We start from the raw sequence: 18,451 nt of genomic DNA on the forward strand, positions 1-18,451 counted from the left end.
GACGACCCGTATAGTCCCGCGACCATGTCGGCCATCGCCAGCGGCGGCAGGACCGGCGGACGGTCGGGATAGCCGTTGAGGTGGGCGTAGCCCGACATCGCCTCGACCAGCGTCCCGAAGCCCGGCCGCTTGGCGTAGGGTCCGGTCTGGCCCCAGCCGGAGATGCGGAGGATGACCAGGCCGGGGTTGCGTCCATGCAGCACGTCCGGCCCGAGGCCCCAGCGCTCCAGCGTGCCGGGAACGAAATTCTCCACGACGACGTCGGCGGTCTCGGCCAGACGCAGCAGGATGTCCTTGCCGGCGTCGGTCTTGATGTCGAGCGCCATGCTGCGCTTGTTGCGGGAATAGACCTTCCAGTAGATCTCGACTCCCTCGACCCGCCAGTTGCGCAGGTCGTCGCCCTTCTGCGGGTGCTCCACCTTGATCACGTCGGCGCCGTGGTCGGCCAGCACATGGGTTACCATGTTGCCGGCGACCAGCCGGGACAGGTCGAGTATCCTCACCCCATCCAAGGGGCCGCGGTTGTTCTCGTCGTAGTGCGGCATCTGTCGCGTTCCAGTCGGATGGTTTGTCAGATCTCGATGACGGGCTTGATTTCCTCGAACTTCCGCATCCGCTCCAGTGCTGTGTTGACCTCGTCCAGGCGGAAGCGGCCGGTGATCATGCGGTCGAACGGGATCGTCTTCTGGTGGCGCTGGACGAACTGCAAGGCCTTCCAATAGCTGGCGGCATCTCCCGAGAACGAGCCGATGACTTGGAGGTTCTTCTTGACGATCGTCGACGGCTTGATCTCGGTGCCGGCGTCGCCCAGCTGGCCGACGACCAGATAGCGGCCGCCCTTGCGGGCGATCTCCAACCCCTCGGAGAACGCGCCGGGATGGCCGGTGAACTCCATGACGATGTCGGCGCCGCGTCCGTTGGACAACTCGCGCACCTTTTCGGCGCGTTCCGCCGGCGAAGTCGTCTCGACCGGAATGACCTCGTCGGCGCCGAAGGCCAGCGCCATGTCGAGCCGGGCCGAGGGACCGCCGATCACGATGACCCGCCTGGCGCCGCCGACCTTGGCGACCGCCGCCGCGAGCAGGCCCAGCGGACCGGCGCCCTGGATCGCGACCGTGTCGGTCGGCGCTATCGTCCCAAGCTGCGACGTGGCGTTCATGACGGAGCGGAAGGCGCAGCTGCACAGGCTGGCGAGGTCGTTGGGAACGTTGTCCGGCACGCGGATGCGGCCCGATTCCGGCAGGACGTAGCCGTATTCCGAAAAGCCGCCCATCAGGAACGGCGGCTTCTCCATCGACTCGTACATATAGGCCTTGCGGTTGTCGCACAGCGTCGGCTGGCGGGCGACGGTGCAGTAGAAGCACGAGCCGCAGGCGGTGTGGGTATAGACGATGCGGTCGCCGACCCGGAGCGGGTTGCCGACGCTGTCGCGGTCCGAGCCGGAGCCGAGCGCCACGATCCGGCCGACCATCTCGTGGCCGATGATGATGGGCAGGTCGACCTTGAGCGACAGCGTGCCGCGCGACAGGTGGACGTCGGTGCCGCAGACGGAGCAGGTCTCGATCCGGGCCAGGATGGCGCCGGGCTCGATCTCGCGCGGGACCGGCACGTCCTCGATCCGGAGCGGCTCGCCGAACTGGCGCAGGACAGCGGCGCGGGAACTGGTGGGAAGGGCTGTCATGGGGTGTCTCCAGATCAGAAAACGCGGTACCAGAGCGGCAGCGCAGGGATGTAGGTGATGGCGGTCAGCGTCAGCAGCGTGGCCAGCAGGAACCAGCCGAAATACGGCGCCATCTCGAGCAGGCTGGCCCCCGTCGTCCGCGCCGCCACGTAGAGGTTGGCGGCAAGCGGCGGCGTCAGCAGGCCGATCTCGATATTGGTCACCAGGATGATGCCGAAATGGACCGGATCGATGCCGAACCGGTCGGCGGCGGGCGCCAGCAGCGGTCCCATCAGCAGCACGGCAGCGTTGGTCTCCATGAACATGCCGACCAGCAGCAGGACGAGGTTGACCATCGCCAGGAAGACCAGCGGGCTGTCGGTCACGCTGACGGCGAAGCTGGCGATGTCCTGCGGGATCTGCGCCAGGACCAGCGCCCGGTTGAAGATGGCCGTGAAGGCGATGATCGTCAGGATCGCGGCGGCGGTCCGCGCCGTCGTGCTGAACACGCCCGGCAGTTCGTCCGTCCGCAGCGTCCGCTGGAGCAGCGTCACGACGATGGTGTAGAGCGCCGCGACCGCCGCCGCTTCCGTCGGAGTGAACAGGCCGCTGTAGATGCCGCCCAGCACCAGCACCGGCAGGAACAGCGCCGAGGCGGTGCGCAGGTTGTGGCGGCCGCGGGACAGCGTGCGGCTGGTCTCGGGAGCCGCACTTTCCCGGCCGTTGGCCAGGGCGCGGCGTGCCAGCATCGCGTGGGTCGCGAAGAAGGCGCAGGCCATCACGAGACCCGGCAGGAGCGTCGCCAGGAACAGTTCCGTGATCGAGACGCCGACGATCGAGCCGTAGAGGATCAGCGGGATCGACGGCGGGATCAGCACGCCGAGCAGTCCGGCCGCTGCGACCAGCGAGGCGATGTAGCCGCGCCGATAACCGCGCCGCTCCATCTCCGGTCCGACCGTGCCGCCGATGGCGGCGACCGTCGCGACGGAGGACCCGGTGATGGCGCCCATCAGCGCACTGGCGCCGATTGCGATATGCCCGAGCCGGGCCGGCAGGCGCCGCAGCAGCAGGTCGCAGAAGGCGGTCAGGCTTTCCGCCAATCCGCCCCGGTTCATGACCTCGCCGACCAGCAGGAACAGCGGAATCGCCAGCAGCGGGAAGCTCATGACGCTGTCGTAGGGGACCGAGCCCAGGCTATCCAGCCAGAGGTCGAAGGTCTCGACGTTCAGCAGCACGACCAGCGCGAAGGCTATGCCGATCGGCGCTCCGATCAGCAGCAGCATCGCCAGACCGAAGACGATCGGCGTCATGACAATCCTCCGGAGTTGGGCAATCCCGGATGGGGCAATCCCGGATGAGGCTGGCCCGTGACGAGGCGGTAGAGATCGGCCAGCGCATGGAGGATCATCAGGGCGCTGCCCAGGACCATGAACCCGGCCGGCACCGCGACGGGAGTGCCCAGGTCGATCAGGTTCTCGTTGGAGTCGTATGCGTAGGCGAAGAACTCCCACGCGACGTAGAGGAAGATGCCGGCGAACAGAAGCTGCGACAGCATGGCGCCGGCGTGGGCGATCGACCGCAGCAGCTTGGAGGGAAGCTGCTGGGCGATCTCGACGCTGATATGGGCGCGGGCGTAGGTGCAGAGTGCCGCGCCGACGAAGGTCAGCGGCGCCATGGCGACGATGCCCAGCTCGCTGACGTTCGGGACCGGCAGTTCGAAATAGCGCGCGACGACGCTGAACACGATGGTGGCGAGCATCACCACGAGGGATGCCCCGGCGATGAACGCCTCCACCCGGTAGATCCCCTGTTCGACCCGGTCGAGCGCCGAGGATCCGGAACCCGGCGCCACCGCGACGCCGGGGGCCAACTGGGTTCGCTCCACCATGGACATCAATCCAGCTCCGCGATCTCGGCGCGCAGCAGCTTGACGCGCTCCTCGCCATAGATCTTGCCCAGGCTATCCCATTGCGCCCGGCCGAACTCGGCGAACTCCTTGAGGGTCTCGGGCGAAAGCTCGGTGACCTTGACGCCGCCGGCCGCGATCTTGGCGAGAAATTCCTTGTTGAGCGCCCGGTTGTTCTCGATCTGCTTGCGGGTGACTTCCGTCGCGGTGTCGCGGATCATGGTCCGCTGCTCGTCGCTGAGACGGCCCCAGAAGCGGTCGCCGGCGACGACGGTGCCCATGGCGTAGACGTGGTTGGTCGTCGTCATGAACTTCTGCGCTTCGAACAGGCGCGAGTTGTAGGTGATGCTCGGCCCGTTGTCCTGGCCGTCCACAGTGCCTTGCTGAAGGCCGGTGAACAGCTCCGGGAAGGGCATCGTGATCGGCTGCGCCTGTGCTGCGGCGAAGAAGCCCTTGATGCCGGCGGAGCCGGGCACCCGCAGCTTGAGGCCCTGTAGATCGGCGATCTTCTCGACCGGCCGGCGCGAGTTGGTGACCGAGCGGAACTCCAGCTCGAAGAAGCCCAGCGGCTCCATCTTATGCTTGCGCAGCGTTTCCCGCAGCGTCTTCTGGAGGATGCCGTTCTCGTTGTAGAAGACCTTGTCGGCCTGCGCGAAGTCGTTGACGATGTATGGCAGGTAATGGATGTCGAGCAGGGGGTCCAGGCCGGTCAGCGAGCCGGGGTTGAGGAACGCCAGTTCCAGCGAACCCCGCGCCAGCTCGCGGCCCAGCGTCTCGTCGCCGCCGAGCTGGCTGTTGGGGAACACCGAGATGTCGATCTCGCCGTTCGACCTTTCCTTGATCAGGCGGGCGAATTCCTGGCTGGCCTGATCGACCGGGCTGTTGGTGGCGAAGACGTGACCCAGGCGGCCCCGCATCTCGCGGGCCTCCACCGGCATGGCGTCGAGGGCCGCGAAGGCAAGCGCGCAGGCGCAGGCACCGAACAGGGCGCGACGGGACAACATGGGCGATCCTCCCCTTTTGGATTTACGGTTGATTATCGTTGCTTGGTCTTGCTTGGTCTTGGTCGGTGACTTGATCGTCGCTCAGCCGTGCTTGAGGACGACCGTCTTCGCCACGGTGAACTCGCGCAGCGCCTCGAATCCCTTCTCGCGGCCATGGCCGCTCTTCTTGACGCCGCCGAACGGCAGTTCGATGCCGCCGCCAGCCCCATAGGCGTTGACGAACACCTGTCCCGCCCGCACCGCACGCGCCATGCGCAACTGGCGGGCGCCGTCCTTGGTCCAGATGCCGGCGACCAGCCCGAAGTCGGTCCCGTTGGCGATCCGGATCGCATCCGCCTCGTCGTCGAACGGGATGGCGGACAGCACAGGCCCGAAGACTTCCTCGCACGCCAGCGAGTGCTTGAGCGGCACGGGACCGAACAGCGTCGGCTTGACGTAGTAGCCGCCTTGGGGTGCGCCCTCGACGATGACGCCCTCGGCGAGGACGGGGACACCGTCGGACTTGGCCTGGGCCAGGAAGCCCTGGACGCGGTCGAACTGGTTGGCGCTGATGACGGGACCGCAATCCAGGTCGTCGCCATGGGGACCGACGCGGACCGCGGCGACGCGCCGGGCGAGATCGGCGATGAAGCTGTCGAAGATCGAGCGCTGCACCAGCACGCGGCTGCCGGCGGAGCAGGTCTGGCCGGCGTTCTGCACGATGGCGTTGACGATGCTCTCGATCGCCAGCCGCTGGTCGGCATCCTCGAACACGATCTGCGGCGACTTGCCGCCAAGTTCCAGCACGCAGGGAACATGGTGTTCCGCAGCGGCCTTCTGAACCAGCGTGCCGACCTCGGGCGAACCGGTGAACGACAGGAAGTCGATGCCGGGATGGGCGGCCAGCGCCGCGCCGGCTTCCTCGCCATAGCCGGTCACGACGTTGATGGTGCCGGGCGGGAAGCCGATCTCCATGGCGATCTCGGCCAGCCGGATGCAGGACAGGCAGGCCTCCTCGGCCGGCTTGAGCACGGCGGCGTTGCCGGCGGCGAGGCTGGGGCCGAGCGTGCGGCCGAACATCTGGGCCGGATAGTTCCAGGGGATGATATGGCCGGTGACGCCGCGCGGCTCGCGCAGGATCATGACGGTGTAGCCGTCTAGGAACGGGATGGTGTCGCCATGGATCTTGTCGGCGGCGCCGCCGTAGAACTCGAAATACCGGGCGGCGTTGACGATGTCGGCTCGGGCCTGCTTGAGCGGCTTGCCGGTGTCGCTCGCCTCGATCTGGGCCAGTTCCTCGGCGTTCTCCAGGATCCGCTGGCCGAGACGGGTCAGCAGGCGGCCCCGCTCCAGCGCCGGCGTCTGGCCCCAGGCGCCCTCGAAGGCCCGGCGGGCGGCGCGCACGGCGTTGTCGACATCCTCGGCGGTGCCGCGGGCGATGCGGGAGATCTCTTTGCCGTCGCTAGGGCTCAGCATCGGAATTGTCTGGCCACCCGACCCCGAAGACCAATTGTTATTGATGAGAATCTGGTCGAAAGGCATGTGTCCTCACTCTCGTGGTGCGCGGTCCCGAGATTTTTCTTGAGCCATGACGGAGTTTTTGATCGGCTTTACTGGGTTTGCCCAGCCGTGCCGCCGGCGACTACTCGCCAGCCCAGTCGCATCTCCCCGAACCGTGTTTTTTTCTTTGGCGGCCTTGAGAATAGACCTGCCGGCAATACGTGGGAAATACGATATAACGTATGTAGGTATCGGAATAAGCTATAGCCGGGGATGGAGGCTGCGGATGGCGCTATAGCCGTGGCGGTGATGACTGGCGGTATGCAGACTACTCGCCGCCCGGCGTCCGGTCGGGGCGTGACGCGTTGCGGGTGCCGACGCGAGCGTCCCAGCCCATCATGGCGACCTGGGCCACATCCTCCAGTTCGGCGCGGCTCGCGCCGTCCCGGGCCAGGATCGACATGCCGCTCTGGACGGTCTGCACGAAGCGAGCCAGTGCGTGCAGATCGACCGACGCCGGAACTTCGCCATCCGCGACGGCCCGCTCCAGGCGTGCCTTTATGCGTTCCAGCCCGACAGCGCGCGCCGACCGCAGCAGCCCGCCGAGTTGCTCATGACCTTCGCTGCCGACCGACGAAAGGGCAACCATGCACCCGTTGGGAATATCGGCGCGGCATCCGCTCATGGATGCGGCGGAGTCCAGCAGCAACGACATCATCGCTTCGCGCGCCGTGGCGGCAGAGTGGAAATTGCTCCAGAAGAGCGGTTCGTAGCATTGGCCATAGTGTTGGAGCGCCTCGGCGTAAAGCGCTTCCTTCGACCCGAATGCCGCGTAGAGGCTGGGCGACCCGATCCCCATCGCTTTCGTGAGGTCCGAGATCGACGTCGCTTCGAATCCTTTGGACCAGAACACGCGGGTCGCCTGTGCTAGAGCGGCCTCGCGATCGAGCTCGCGGGGCCGCCCACGGCCGCGTGCGGCCCTTGTCGGTTCGGCTTTCGCGCTTTGCGGTGATTTCTGCATCGGACGATACATATGCCCGGTAACGTATCGCCGCAATGCAGGAGGCCGGATTCACGCCGACCGGCACGGATATGCTGACGCGTCCGGTTCCGGGATAGGCCATCGGCGCATCCTCTTCTGCTGAGGCAGGTTCCCGCCAGACGGCTTGGTTCAGGCGTTCAATCCGCCGTCGACCGTGACGATCGTCCCGGTGATCTGTCTTGCCGCGGGGCTCGCAAGGAACGTCACGGCAGCCGCCACGTCCTGTGGGTTTCCGTAGCGCCCGAGCGGCGTCATGGCGCGCAAACCATCGGCCTGTTCGCCATCGGCCGGATTCATATCGGTGTCGGTCGCTCCCGGCTGCACCAAATTCACGGTGACGTCGTGCGGCCCGAGTTCGCGCGCAAGGCCCCGGGTGAAGGCGAGCAGCGCTGATTTGGTCAAGGAGTAGACCGTCACGCCCGGAAACGGAACCCGCTCGCCCAGACTTGATCCGATCGAGACGATGCGGCCGCCCTGCCCGAGATGCGGGATCGCCGCCTGCGAGGCCAGCACGACCGCACGCACGTTGATATTCAGGAGTGCGTCGATATCGGCGAGGCTCATCTCCGCCACCGTGCCCGCGCGGGCGATGCCGGCATTGTTGACGAGAATGTCGAGGCCGCCGAGCCCTTCGACCGCCTCTTCGACCGAGCGCTTCACCGCCGCCGGATCGGCGCTGTCGGCCTGTATGGCCAGACCCCGCCTGCCCTTTTCCTCGATGGCGCGGACGATCTCGGCTGCGCGATCGGCCGAACGCTCATACGTGATGGCCACATCGGCGCCCTTGTCCGCAAGCGCCAGCGCAATGGCGGCGCCGATACCCCGCGAGGCACCCGTCACGAGGGCGCGCTTACCAGTCAATTCACTCATCGTTCATCCTTTCCATGACGGACCGTCGGTCATCCCAGCCGGATCGCGCGGTCGGCCCGCTATTTCTGTATCGATCACTATATAAATAGCTAGACGCGTTGCCGGGCTTAGTCAACCACATTATCTAACGACCGATACAGAAAACTGGCGGAGGATTACCGGGGTAGGCGGGGGAGGCCGATGACTTCCCCCGCCTATCCGTACTTTCGGCGCTTCTCAAAGGACGACGAAGAGGCCCCAGACGACGACGGGCGCCACGACGGTCACCAGTGCTCCATAGCCCATCAGGCGGCGGAAGAACTGGTCGCGGTCGACGCCCTGGGCGTTCGCCAGGACCAGCGCGCCGTTGGTCGAGAACGGGCTGACATCGACGATGGTCGACGAGACCGCCATCGCGGCGATGAAGCCGATGGCGCCGACGCCGGTATCGGCCTGAAGGAACGGCACGGCCAGCGGGATCAGCGATCCCAGGACCGCCGTCGATGAGGCGAAGGCCGAGACGACGGCCCCGATGAAGCACAGCAGCAAGGCGGCGATCAGCGGCGAGGTCATGCCGGCGACGCTGTGGCCGACGAAGTCGATGGTGCCCATCGCCTCCAGCACGCCGACATAGGTGCTGACGCCGGTGATCAGAACGATTTCCGGCCACGACACCTGCCCTATCGCCCGCTTCTGGAGGTTGGGCGACATCAGCGACAGGACCAAGCCGATGGTGATCGCGACGAAGCCGATATCGAGCTTGAACGCCAGCGTCAGGACGGCCAGCAGCACCAGACCGGCGATGGTGACCATCTGGTAAGGCTTGGAGAAGGCGCTTTCGCGCGCGACCTGCTTGCCCATGACGCTGTCGGCGTTGCCCATGGAAAGCTCAAGCTCCTCGCGGAGCGATTCAGCCTCGGCATCGCCGTAGACCTGGGCGCCGCCCTGCGGCGTGGACTGGCCGATGGTGCGGATGTTCGACATGGCGCCGACGCTGCCCGCCGGTATGCCGTCGGGGACGCTGTCGGAAACCCCGGCCATTACGGCGCGGCGGCTCATCAGCTTCCGGCCGCCCAGCAGCACGAAAAGCAGCGCCGCTACAGCGAAGTTGACGAAGAAGCTGGCTGCGAAGGTCGTGACGGCGCTCAGCGGCAGGCCTGCCTTGGCGACGATGCCGTTGGTGATGCCGCCATAGATGCTGATCGGAGAAAAACCGCCGGCCTGCGCGCCGTGGATCACCATCAGGCCCATCAGCAAAGGGCTGATCTTGTGCTGGATCGCGAAGCCGAGTGCTATCGGAGCGATGATCGCGACCGCCGCCGGGCTGACGGCGCCGACGGAGGTCAGGACCGCGGCGATGAAGAACATGATCCAGGGGATCGCCGCGACATGTCCCTTGACCGCCCGGACCGCAAGCTGGACCAGCCAGTCGATGGTGCCGTTGTTCTGCGCCAGGGCGAACAGGTAGGTGATGCCGACGAGCGTCAGGAACAGCCCGGTCGGGAAACCGGCGATGATTTCCTTGGTGCCCAGCCCCGCCACCAGCGTCCCGATCAGGAAGGCGCCGACGAACGCCAGTATGCCCATGTTGATCGGCAGCAGCGTGGCGATTATGAACATCACCGCCAGCGCATAGATCGAGATCAGTTCAGGGGACATGGCGCAGCGCCTCCCCCTCGATATCGGATCGGCACAGGGGTACCGGGAGCGGGATAGATCCTCGCTTCTGCATATCGAACGTTCCCTCCGTTATGGGCCGGGCTTAGTGTTTGTATGCCCGCCCTTGCCTTTTGCTGCATGATTGTATGCATGCTAATCATATTATGGCAAGCATGTATCTTGAAACCGGATCAAGCGGCATTTTGCGTATACAGAGGGGTGAGATTGGGGCTGCTCGGGGGACAGTCTGCACGGTGTTGCGGGAGGAACGGCATCGCCTCCCGGCGCCAGCCTTGCCTATATGTTTGGCTCGCGCCTCAATGCCTTATATGTTAGTCACTTAAACCGTTTTGACTTGATATGCCTGATATATGAGGCACCCATATGCTGGATCTGCTGGTTATCGGCGAAAGGATCGCTGTCGAGCGCAAGGTGCTGGGGCTGACCCAGACGCAGCTTGCCCAGCGCTCCCGAACCAGCCGGGCCACGATAACGGCCCTGGAAACCGGAGCCCAGCGCGAGCTCGGCTTCAACAAGATAATGGCTATCCTGACCGTGCTCGGCCTCGATCTGCGCCTCACCGCCGCCAATGCCGGCCGGCCGACGCTCGAAGATCTACAACGGGAGAGGGATCGATGATCAGGGTCTGGAGCGACAATCTCAGCGGCTATGAAACCAACGGTCCTTAAGCTTGGCCTATGAGGAAAGTGCTTGTTGGGCCACGGCCCAACACTTCAAGCGCGCCGGGGAGTTCATCCCCGGCGAAACTCGGCATGACCGGATGAAGCGGCTGTCCACCCTGTTCGGAGATCGCCGCCCGCATGGAAGCCCAGTGGACTGCGGGCATGCAGCAGTCGCTGGGCTTCGGGATCGGCGGCTCCAACTCCAATCCTGCTACTCGATCCGCTCGATGAGACCCAGCGCCATTCCTGGATCGCCGGTCAGGCGGAAGACTCACCCGTTGATGTCGATCACCACGCGGCCGCGGATCTGGCCAGCCAGGATCTTCGTTGCCAGACCGGGCAGGGCGTCGAAGGGCTGGACCTCGTACATCGACTTCAGGTGCGCCTTGTCGAGATCGCGGGCGAGGCGGGTCCAGGCGGCGTCGCGCTTGGGCTGCGGCGCCATCACGCTGTCGACGCCCAACAGGGCGACGCTGCGCAGGATGTGGGGCAGCACCGTTCCCGGCAGGTCGGCCGAGCCTGCCAGACCGCAGGCGGCGATGGCGCCGCCGTAGACGGTCTGCGACAGGGCGGTGACCAGCGTCTGGCCGCCGACCGCATCGACGCCGCCGGCCCAGCGCTCCTTCTGCAAGGGCGCACCTTTTTCCGACAGCGCGCCGCGCTCGATGAAGCTGGTGGCGCCGAGGCTGCCGAGATAGTCATGGGTTTCCGGACGGCCGGTCGCCGCCGTCACCGGATAGCCCCGCTTGGCGAGCAGCGCCACCGCAACCGAGCCGACGCCGCCGGCGGCCCCCGTGACCAGCACTTCCTTGCCGCCGGGCTGGATGACGCCCCACTTCTCCAGCGCGTCGACGCAGAGGGAGGCGGTGTAGCCTGCGGTGCCGATGCCCATCGCCTCTTCGAGGGTGAAGGCGTCCGGCAGGCGGGTCAGCCATTCCGGCTTCAGGCGCTGGAACTTGGCATAGCCGCCCCACGCCGTTTCCGACAGGCCCCAGCCGTTGACGATCACCCGGTCGCCCTGCTTCCACTGGGAAGAGCGGGATTCGACCACTGTGCCGGCAAGATCGATGCCGCCGACCATGGGCAGCTTGCGGGCGATCCGGCCCTTGCCGGACACCGCCAGACCGTCCTTGTAGTTGACGGTGGAATAGGCGACCTCGACAAGCACGTCGTTGTCGGGCAGGTCGGCGAGGTTCAGCTGCTTGAAGCCGCCCTTCGGCTTGCCGTCAGCATCCTCGATGACAAAGGCCTTGAAGCTATCGGTCACTTTGGATTTTCCTCCGAACAGCGTGATTTCCAGGGGAGGACTCAACGGTCCGCCGCGATGGAAATCACGCTACGAAGCATTGGCATATTTGTCAAACAAATAGGCCGATGCTCAGGAAACAGTCAGCGCTCCAGACCAGTCGAGCTTCGGTGCCGGCGGTATAAAACCTAGCCGATGGCTCCCGACCCGGCGAGACGGTCGATTTCGTCCTCTCCATAGCCCAGTTCGGCCAGAAGCGCGCGGCTGTCCTGGCCGAAGGTCGGAGCGCCGCGGCGGACGCCGCCGGGGGTGCGGGAGAACTTGATCGGCAGTCCCAGCGTTTCGACCGGTCCCGCCTTTTCGTGCTCGACCTTGACCACCATGTCGCGGGCGCGGGTCTGGGGGTGGTCGTGCATTTCGGCGATGGTCAGGACGGGACCGGCGGGGACGCCGGCGCGTTCCAGCACCGCCAGCCAATCGGCCGTGGTGCGCCGCTTGAAGATCGCGCTGAGCACGGCGGTCAATTCGTCCAGGTTGCCCATGCGGCCGGGGTTGGCGGCGAAGCGGGGGTCCTCCGCCAGTTCCGGCGCCTCGATGGCGTCGAGCAGGCGCAGCCAGTTGGACTGGTTGGCTGCCCCGACATTGATCCAGCCGTCGGCTGTGGGGTATGCCTGATACGGCGCGTTGAGCGGATGGGCGGAGCCCATCGGCCCCGGACTGACTCCCGTCGCCAGCCGGATCGCCGATTGCCAGTAGGTGTGGATGATGCCGGCCTCGAACAGGGAGGTATCGACCTTCTGGCCCTGCCCTGTCTTGCCGCGCTCGACCAGCGCCGCCATCACCCCCATGCAGGCCAGCAGGCCGGCGGAGATGTCGGTCACCGGCGCTCCGACCTTGACCGGCGGGCGGCCATGGCCCTCGCCGGTGATGCTCATCAGGCCGCTCATGCCCTGGGCGATCAGGTCGAAGCCGGCGGCGTCGGCCAGCGGGCCGGTCCGGCCGAAGCCGGAGATCTCGCAATAGATGATGCCGGGGTTGATCTCCCGCATTGCCTCGTAGCCGAAGCCCAGCTTCTCCATCGTGCCGCGCCGGTAGTTCTCGATCACCACGTCGGCGTCGCGCAGCAGGCGGTGGAGCACCGCCTTGCCGTCTTCGTTCTTGAGGTCGAGCGCGATGCCGCGCTTGTTGCGGTTCATCATCATGAAGGCCGCAGATTCACCTTCGATGGCCGGCGGCACCATGCGTCGGCTGTCGTCGCCGCCGGGCACCTTCTCCACCTTGACGACGTCGGCGCCCATGTCGGCCAGCATCAGGCCACAGACGGGGCCGGCCATGATGTGGGCGAGTTCGATCACCTTGATGCCGGCCAGCGGGCCGGAACCGGCGGATCTGATTTCCTCAACCATGCGTCATTTTCCCCGCAATACCATCATCCGTAGAATACATCGACCAGCGCCAGCGACAGGGCCGGTACGTAGGTGCAGATCATCAGCACGAGAAGCAGGACGCCGATGAAGCCCAGGTTGACCTTGGTCGTTTCCCAGATGTCCGACCGGGCGATCGAGCACGCGGCGATCAGCACGCTGGCGACCGGCGGGGTCTGCTGGCCGATGGCAAGGTTCAGCGTGACCACCAGACCGAAATGCACCGGATCGATGCCGAGCTGATGGACCAGCGGCATGACGATGGGCACCACCAGGATGATCGCCGCCGCCGAGTGAAGGAACATGCCGAGGATCAGGAAGGCGACGTTCAGCAGGGCCAGCACCGCGTATTTGTCGTCGGTGATGGAGGTGATGCCGCGCGCCAGCTCCTGGGGAAGCTGCGCTTCGGTCAGGAAGGTGCCGATCAGGGCGGAGCTTGCGACCAGCAGCATGACCACGGCCGTCTGGATGCCGCCGTCGATGCAGGCCTTGCGCAGTTCGCGCAGGTTCAGCTCGCGGTAGATGAACAGGCTGATGAACAGCGCCGTGGCGACCGCCAGCCCGGCTCCTTCGGTCGCGGTCACGAAGCCGCCGAAGATGCCGCCGAGGATGATCACCGGCAGCAGGAAGGCCCAGGCGGCGTCCTTGAAGGTCGCCCAGACGCGGCTGACCTGGAACCGTTCCTCCACCGGGAAGTTCTTGCGGACCGCGATGATATAGGCCGTGAGCGCCAGACCGACGGCGCCGAGGATACCCGGAATGATGCCGGCGACGAACATCTTGACCACCGACGTCTCGGCCATGACGGCGTAGAGGATCATCGGGATCGACGGCGGGATGATGATCGCGAGACTGGAGGCCGAGGAGCAGATGGCCGCCGAGAACTCCTTGGAATAGCCCCGCGCCCGCATCGCCGGGATCAGGATCGTGCCGAGTGCCGCGACGCCGGCGACGGCGGAGCCGGAAATCTCCGCGAAGAACATCGACGCGCCGATCACCACCATCGACAGCCCGCCCCGGACGAAGCCGAACAGGGCGGAGGCGAAGGCCACCAGCCGGCGCGAGATGCTGGACGCGTTCATGATGGCGCCGGCCAGGATGAACAGCGGGATCGCCAGCAGCGGGAAGTTGGTCGATCCGTCGAACATGACGAGAGCGACGTTGGGCAGCATGTCGATGCCCTGCATCAGGACGATCGCGGTCATCGCGACGAGGCCGAGGGCCACCGCGATGGGAACGTTGAGCAGGACCAGGGCGAACAGGCCGCTGAGCATGAAACCGATGGTCATCGGCGCGAACCTCCCTCGAGAACGGGGCTGCCGGCTGATGCTCCGTGGGCTCCCGTGTGGACGGGCGGCGCCTCGATGCCGGGGAGAGCGTCTTCAAGCTCGTGATCGACGAAGCCGTCGCCGAGCGCCGACTTGATGACGTCGGGCAGGCGCAGCAGTTCCGCGATCATGAACAGGACGGCGCCGATCGGGATCACCGACTGGGTGAGCTGGAGCGGAATGCTTGGCAGGCTGACCAGGGTGTCGCCTTCCAGGATCATCAGCACTTCCATGCCGGTATAGGTCAGGACGATGAAGAACAGGAAGACGCAGGCTTCGCCGAACAGGGCGACGGCCAGCCGCAGGCGCGGCGGCATGGCGTTGACGATGCCGGGAAAGCCGATATGGGCGCCGCGCAACGCCGCCAGCGCCGAGCCGTAATATGTCAGCCACGCGAGACCGATCGACGCGACCTCGTCGTACCAGACCAGCGAACTGCCGAAGCTGCGGAAGACGAAGCCCGCGATGATGATGACGGTGAGCGCTACGACGAGAAAGACGACGATAGCCTCGAGCACCCGGCCGAAGCCGGTGCGCAGCATTGGGAGCACGGACAAGGAAACGCTCCTTTGCGGATGGCGGAGAAGCCGTGCGGCCGTCCCTTATAGGTGGACGGCCGCGATGCTACGGGCGATCAGGAACCGGATTTGGCGAGTTCCTGCGCCTTCTGGATCAGGTCCTTGGCTTCCGGCACCTGGGTGGCGAATTCCTTGTAGATGCCCTCGCTGGCGGCCACGAAGACGCTCTGATCGACCTGGTTGACCTGCATGCCGCCATCCTTGAGCTTCTGCAGGAAGTCCTCGTCCATCTTGGCCGCGAGTTCAAAGACGACGGGCTGCGATTCCACCGCCGCGTCGGTCAGCGCCTACTGCATTTCTGGGCTGTACTTCTTCCAGCTCCGGCCGGCGGTCAGGTAGGCCGGCGTATAGACGTGGTTGGTCATCGACAGGTATTTCTGCACTTCGTAGAAGCGCGACGGGTAGATCTGGGCCAGCGGGTTTTCCTGTCCGTCCATCACGCCGGTCTGGAGCGCCACGAACACTTCGGAGAAGGCCATCGGGCTGGGATTGGCGCCGTAGGACTGGAACATCTTGACGCGCCAGACGCCGCTGGGAACGCGCAGCTTGATGCCCTGGAGGTCGGTCGGCTTTTCGATCGGACGCTTGCTGTTGGTGATCTGCCGGAAGCCGTTCTCCCAGACGCCCAGGATCTTGAAGCCGTCCTTTTCAGCCGCCGGAGCCATGACCGGCATCACGATCTCGTCGCGGAGGCGGGCCATGTGGGCGCGGTCCTTGACCAGATAGGGCAGTTCGAACAAGCCGAAAAGCGGGACTTCCGACGACATGACGGTGGAGGGCAGCGCCAGATCGACGGTGCCGAGCTTCAGCTTCTTCAGCAGTTCGGAATCGCCGCCGAGCTGGCTGGAGCCGAACACCACGATCTTGGCCTGACCGCCCACCTTTTCGTTGACCCGGCGGGCGAACTCCTCCGCCGAGAGGGCGAGCAGCGATCCGGGCTCACCGACATGGCCGAGCTTGATCTCGGTCTGCGCCGAAGCGGCGCTGGCGAAGAGAGAGCCGGCGAACAGCACTGAAGCGAGCAGCTTGCGGTTAAAGGACATCTCGTTTCCTCCCAGGAATTTTCATTTTGACGATGCGGCGGCGGGGCCGCGGTTTACTCCGCGGCTTTCTTTGTTTCCCCGCCGTTGCCTTCCAGATAGCGCATGGCGGCGTCCAGACCGCCGGAGCGGTGCGGAATGCCGGCGACGCTCAGCCCCATCTCCACGCCGGCCAGGGTGCCGGCCAGCGACAGGTCGTTGAAATCGCCGAGATGGCCGATGCGGAAGACCTTGCCGGCCAGCTTGGCGAGGCCGGCGCCCAGCGACATGTCGAACCGGTCCAGGATGACGCGGCGCAGTTCGTCGGCGTCATGGCCTTCGGGGACCAGCACGGCGGTCAGGGCGCTGGAATATTCGGCCGGCTCGGCGCACAGGATTTCCAGGCCCCAGGCGCGCACGGCGCGGCGCGTCGCCTCCGCATGGCGGTCGTGCCGGGCGAACACGTTGGACATCCCCTCTTCCATCAGCATGGCGACGGCTTCGCGCAGGCCGTAGAGCAGGTTGGTGGCTGGGGTATAGGGGAAGAAGCCGTTCTGGTTCGGCTTCAGCATGTCCTGCCAGTCCCAGTAGGAACGCGGCATGCGGTTGTTCCGGCTGGCGGCCAGCGCCTTTTCGGAAACGGCGTTGAAGCTAAGCCCCGGCGGCAGCATCAGCCCCTTCTGCGAGCCGGCGACGGTGACGTCGACGCCCCATTCGTCGTGGCGGTAGTCGATCGAGCCCAGCGACGAGATGGTATCGACCAGCAGCAGGGCCGGGTGCCCGGCGCGGTCGATGGCCTGGCGGACCAGGGGGACGCGGGTGGTGACGCCGGTCGAGGTCTCGTTATGGACGACCATGACGGCCTTGATGGCGCGGTCGCGGTCGTCGCGCAGCTTGGCTTCGACCACCCCGGCATCGACGCCGTGACGCCAGTCGCCGGGCACGAACTCCGTCTCGATCCCGAAACGCTGGGCGAGGCTGCGCCAGAGGGTCGCGAAATGACCTGTTTCGAACATCAGCACCTTGTCGCCGGGCGACAGCGTGTTGACGATGGCGGCTTCCCACGCGCCGGTGCCGGAAGCCGGGTATATCACGACCGGCTGGGTGGTTCCGAAGATCGGCTTGATGCCTTCGAGGACTTCCTGCCCGAGCTTCTGGAACTCCGGCCCGCGATGGTCGATGGTCGGCCGGTCCATCGCCCGCAGGATGCGGTCGGGGACGTTTGTCGGACCCGGAATCTGAAGGAAGTGGCGTCCGCCGCGATGGGCCATTTTGATGTTTCCTCCCGTATACGTTCTTTGATCCGGAACGGGTTTGGCATTTCCATTCCGGAGTACATGAACCATTTTGCATTCAAAATTGCCTTTATGGCAACCATGTTCGACCGCCGTACGCGATAAATTCGATCCGCCGGCAAGATCGAAACGTTCCGGTTAGGCCATAAGTCGGCATTATTGACACTCCGTTCCGCTGCAACGGATTGCGTTAAGTTCGATCGGGCGAACCGGAAGCCAGATGCCGATCTTCGAGGCATTGGCATTTTGCATTCAAATCGTTATGTTGATGGAAACGAACCGAATAACGCTCCGGGGAAAACGCCATGCCGCTCGACTCTCGTCCCACGCCAGCCGCCCCGACCTCTTCGCGGATCGGCGACAGCGCGCTGGCTGAACGGCTGCGGCGCGAGATGAAGGGCGACGTGCTGTTCGACGCCTTCTCGCGCGGGCGCTACAGCACCGATGCGTCGATCTACCAGATCGAGCCGATCGGCGTGGTCGTCCCACGCGACGAGCAGGACGTCGAGATCGCCTTGCAGATCGCGGCGGATGCCGGCGTTCCGGTGCTGCCGCGCGGCGGCGGGACCTCGCAGTGCGGCCAGACTGTCGGCGAGGCGCTGGTGATGGACTGCTCCCGGCACCTGAACGGCGTCGTCGCCTTCGACGCGGAAGCACGCACGGCGGTCGTCCAGCCCGGTCTCGTGCTCGACACGCTGAACAAGCGGCTGAAGCCGCACGGCCTGTTCTTTCCGGTCGATGTTTCCACCAGCGCGCAGGCGACGCTGGGAGGGATGGCCGGCAACAACAGTTGCGGCACCCGGTCGCTCCGCTATGGCAACATGGTCCATAACGTCCGCGCCATCGACGCCGTGCTTGCCGACGGCAGCGCCCTCCACTTCGACGAGGTCGATCCGGAACGGAACGACCTTCCGGCCCGCCATCAGGACCTGCTGCGGCGGATGCGGGACCTGTACCGGCGCGAAGCCGACGAGATCACGGCGCGTATCCCGACCGTCCAGCGCAAGGTCGGCGGCTACAACATCGAGCGGCTGGGCGGGGACAAGGTCAACCTAGCCAAGCTGCTGGTCGGATCGGAAGGGACGCTGGGCTTCTTCCAGCGGATCGAGATCGACCTGCAGCCCCTGCCCCGCCACAAGGTGCTGGGCATCTGCCATTTCCCCACATTCCGGCAGGCGATGGAGTCGGCGCAGCATATCGTGGCGCTGCGCCCGGCGGCGGTCGAACTGGCCGACCGCGCGATGATCGACCTTGGCCGCGCCATCCCCCTGTTCCGGGC

18 protein-coding genes are annotated in these 18,451 nt (G+C 65.7%); 2 read left to right on the forward strand and 16 right to left on the reverse strand.

Annotated elements, in window-relative coordinates:
• From AC5JJ6_RS15305 to AC5JJ6_RS15345, 9 genes are all read right to left on the reverse strand, one after another.
• Positions 1-545 (reverse strand): CaiB/BaiF CoA transferase family protein (locus AC5JJ6_RS15305; protein WP_496042880.1); only part of this gene is annotated, 545 nt, incomplete at its 3' end.
• Positions 546-571: 26 nt separating this feature from the next.
• Complete coding sequence (locus AC5JJ6_RS15310) at positions 572-1,681, reverse strand: zinc-binding dehydrogenase (RefSeq protein WP_496042881.1); 1,110 nt, start codon at positions 1,679-1,681, stop codon at positions 572-574.
• A 14-nt stretch (positions 1,682-1,695) separates the two neighbouring features.
• Positions 1,696-2,970 (reverse strand): TRAP transporter large permease, encoded by a 1,275-nt coding sequence (locus AC5JJ6_RS15315; protein WP_496042882.1) that lies wholly within the window; start codon positions 2,968-2,970, stop codon positions 1,696-1,698.
• Complete coding sequence (locus AC5JJ6_RS15320) at positions 2,967-3,548, reverse strand: TRAP transporter small permease (protein ID WP_496042883.1); 582 nt, start codon at positions 3,546-3,548, stop codon at positions 2,967-2,969. Before AC5JJ6_RS15320 ends, AC5JJ6_RS15315 begins: the two co-directional genes overlap by 4 nt.
• Before the next feature lie 5 nt (positions 3,549-3,553).
• Positions 3,554-4,570 (reverse strand): TRAP transporter substrate-binding protein, encoded by a 1,017-nt coding sequence (locus AC5JJ6_RS15325; protein WP_496042884.1) that lies wholly within the window; start codon positions 4,568-4,570, stop codon positions 3,554-3,556.
• An 81-nt stretch (positions 4,571-4,651) separates the two neighbouring features.
• Positions 4,652-6,091 (reverse strand): aldehyde dehydrogenase family protein, encoded by a 1,440-nt coding sequence (locus tag AC5JJ6_RS15330; RefSeq protein ID WP_496042885.1) that lies wholly within the window; start codon positions 6,089-6,091, stop codon positions 4,652-4,654.
• Between the two features lie 286 nt (positions 6,092-6,377).
• Positions 6,378-7,082: a TetR/AcrR family transcriptional regulator gene (locus tag AC5JJ6_RS15335; RefSeq protein WP_496042886.1), complete on the reverse strand. Its 705-nt coding sequence runs from the start codon at positions 7,080-7,082 to the stop codon at positions 6,378-6,380.
• A 138-nt stretch (positions 7,083-7,220) separates the two neighbouring features.
• On the reverse strand, positions 7,221-7,931 hold the full coding sequence (locus AC5JJ6_RS15340; protein WP_496042887.1) for an SDR family oxidoreductase: 711 nt from the start codon (positions 7,929-7,931) through the stop codon (positions 7,221-7,223).
• A gap of 246 nt (positions 7,932-8,177) precedes the next feature.
• Positions 8,178-9,599, reverse strand: a complete 1,422-nt coding sequence (locus tag AC5JJ6_RS15345) for an SLC13 family permease (protein WP_496042888.1) — start codon at positions 9,597-9,599, stop codon at positions 8,178-8,180.
• Positions 9,600-9,983: 384 nt separating this feature from the next.
• On the opposite strand from AC5JJ6_RS15345, the gene AC5JJ6_RS15350 reads away from it, so the two are divergent.
• A complete protein-coding gene (locus tag AC5JJ6_RS15350) occupies positions 9,984-10,238 on the forward strand; it encodes a helix-turn-helix domain-containing protein (RefSeq protein ID WP_496042889.1) in 255 nt (84 codons plus the stop codon).
• A 315-nt stretch (positions 10,239-10,553) separates the two neighbouring features.
• Here AC5JJ6_RS15350 and AC5JJ6_RS15355 read toward each other — a convergent pair whose 3' ends face one another.
• The 7 genes from AC5JJ6_RS15355 to AC5JJ6_RS15385 all read right to left on the reverse strand — a co-directional run bounded on the left by AC5JJ6_RS15355 (position 10,554) and on the right by AC5JJ6_RS15385 (position 17,148).
• Entirely contained in the window at positions 10,554-11,549 is a 996-nt protein-coding gene (locus AC5JJ6_RS15355) for an MDR family oxidoreductase (RefSeq protein ID WP_496042890.1), read from the reverse strand.
• A gap of 167 nt (positions 11,550-11,716) precedes the next feature.
• Complete coding sequence (locus AC5JJ6_RS15360) at positions 11,717-12,934, reverse strand: CaiB/BaiF CoA transferase family protein (RefSeq protein ID WP_496042891.1); 1,218 nt, start codon at positions 12,932-12,934, stop codon at positions 11,717-11,719.
• A 23-nt stretch (positions 12,935-12,957) separates the two neighbouring features.
• Positions 12,958-14,241 (reverse strand): TRAP transporter large permease, encoded by a 1,284-nt coding sequence (locus tag AC5JJ6_RS15365; RefSeq protein ID WP_496042892.1) that lies wholly within the window; start codon positions 14,239-14,241, stop codon positions 12,958-12,960.
• Complete coding sequence (locus AC5JJ6_RS15370) at positions 14,238-14,831, reverse strand: TRAP transporter small permease (protein WP_496042897.1); 594 nt, start codon at positions 14,829-14,831, stop codon at positions 14,238-14,240. The genes AC5JJ6_RS15365 and AC5JJ6_RS15370 overlap by 4 nt, the downstream gene beginning before the upstream one ends.
• A gap of 83 nt (positions 14,832-14,914) precedes the next feature.
• Positions 14,915-15,127 (reverse strand): hypothetical protein, encoded by a 213-nt coding sequence (locus AC5JJ6_RS15375; RefSeq protein WP_496042893.1) that lies wholly within the window; start codon positions 15,125-15,127, stop codon positions 14,915-14,917.
• 18 nt (positions 15,128-15,145) lie between these two features.
• Complete coding sequence (locus AC5JJ6_RS15380) at positions 15,146-15,901, reverse strand: TRAP transporter substrate-binding protein (protein WP_496042894.1); 756 nt, start codon at positions 15,899-15,901, stop codon at positions 15,146-15,148.
• A 53-nt stretch (positions 15,902-15,954) separates the two neighbouring features.
• Entirely contained in the window at positions 15,955-17,148 is a 1,194-nt protein-coding gene (locus tag AC5JJ6_RS15385; RefSeq protein ID WP_496042895.1) for a pyridoxal-phosphate-dependent aminotransferase family protein, read from the reverse strand.
• Positions 17,149-17,477: 329 nt separating this feature from the next.
• Between AC5JJ6_RS15385 and AC5JJ6_RS15390 the strand changes: the two genes are divergently transcribed.
• The coding region (locus AC5JJ6_RS15390) for an FAD-binding oxidoreductase (protein WP_496042896.1) at positions 17,478-18,451 on the forward strand (974 nt) is incomplete at its 3' end.

This window comes from Skermanella sp., assembly GCF_059503625.1.

Bases quoted from the DNA above. Each gene is read 5' to 3' on its own strand.
- AC5JJ6_RS15310 (WP_496042881.1), bottom strand. From the start codon at position 1,681: ATGACAGCCCTTCCCACCAGTTCCCGCGCCGCTGTCCTGCGCCAGTTC.
- AC5JJ6_RS15315 (WP_496042882.1), bottom strand. From the start codon at position 2,970: ATGACGCCGATCGTCTTCGGTCTGGCGATGCTGCTGCTGATCGGAGCG.
- AC5JJ6_RS15320 (WP_496042883.1), bottom strand. From the start codon at position 3,548: ATGGTGGAGCGAACCCAGTTGGCCCCCGGCGTCGCGGTGGCGCCGGGT.
- AC5JJ6_RS15325 (WP_496042884.1), bottom strand. From the start codon at position 4,570: ATGTTGTCCCGTCGCGCCCTGTTCGGTGCCTGCGCCTGCGCGCTTGCC.
- AC5JJ6_RS15330 (WP_496042885.1), bottom strand. From the start codon at position 6,091: ATGCCTTTCGACCAGATTCTCATCAATAACAATTGGTCTTCGGGGTCG.
- AC5JJ6_RS15335 (WP_496042886.1), bottom strand. From the start codon at position 7,082: ATGTATCGTCCGATGCAGAAATCACCGCAAAGCGCGAAAGCCGAACCG.
- AC5JJ6_RS15345 (WP_496042888.1), bottom strand. From the start codon at position 9,599: ATGTCCCCTGAACTGATCTCGATCTATGCGCTGGCGGTGATGTTCATA.
- AC5JJ6_RS15350 (WP_496042889.1), top strand. From the start codon at position 9,984: ATGCTGGATCTGCTGGTTATCGGCGAAAGGATCGCTGTCGAGCGCAAG.
- AC5JJ6_RS15360 (WP_496042891.1), bottom strand. From the start codon at position 12,934: ATGGTTGAGGAAATCAGATCCGCCGGTTCCGGCCCGCTGGCCGGCATC.
- AC5JJ6_RS15365 (WP_496042892.1), bottom strand. From the start codon at position 14,241: ATGACCATCGGTTTCATGCTCAGCGGCCTGTTCGCCCTGGTCCTGCTC.
- AC5JJ6_RS15380 (WP_496042894.1), bottom strand. From the start codon at position 15,901: ATGTCCTTTAACCGCAAGCTGCTCGCTTCAGTGCTGTTCGCCGGCTCT.
- AC5JJ6_RS15385 (WP_496042895.1), bottom strand. From the start codon at position 17,148: ATGGCCCATCGCGGCGGACGCCACTTCCTTCAGATTCCGGGTCCGACA.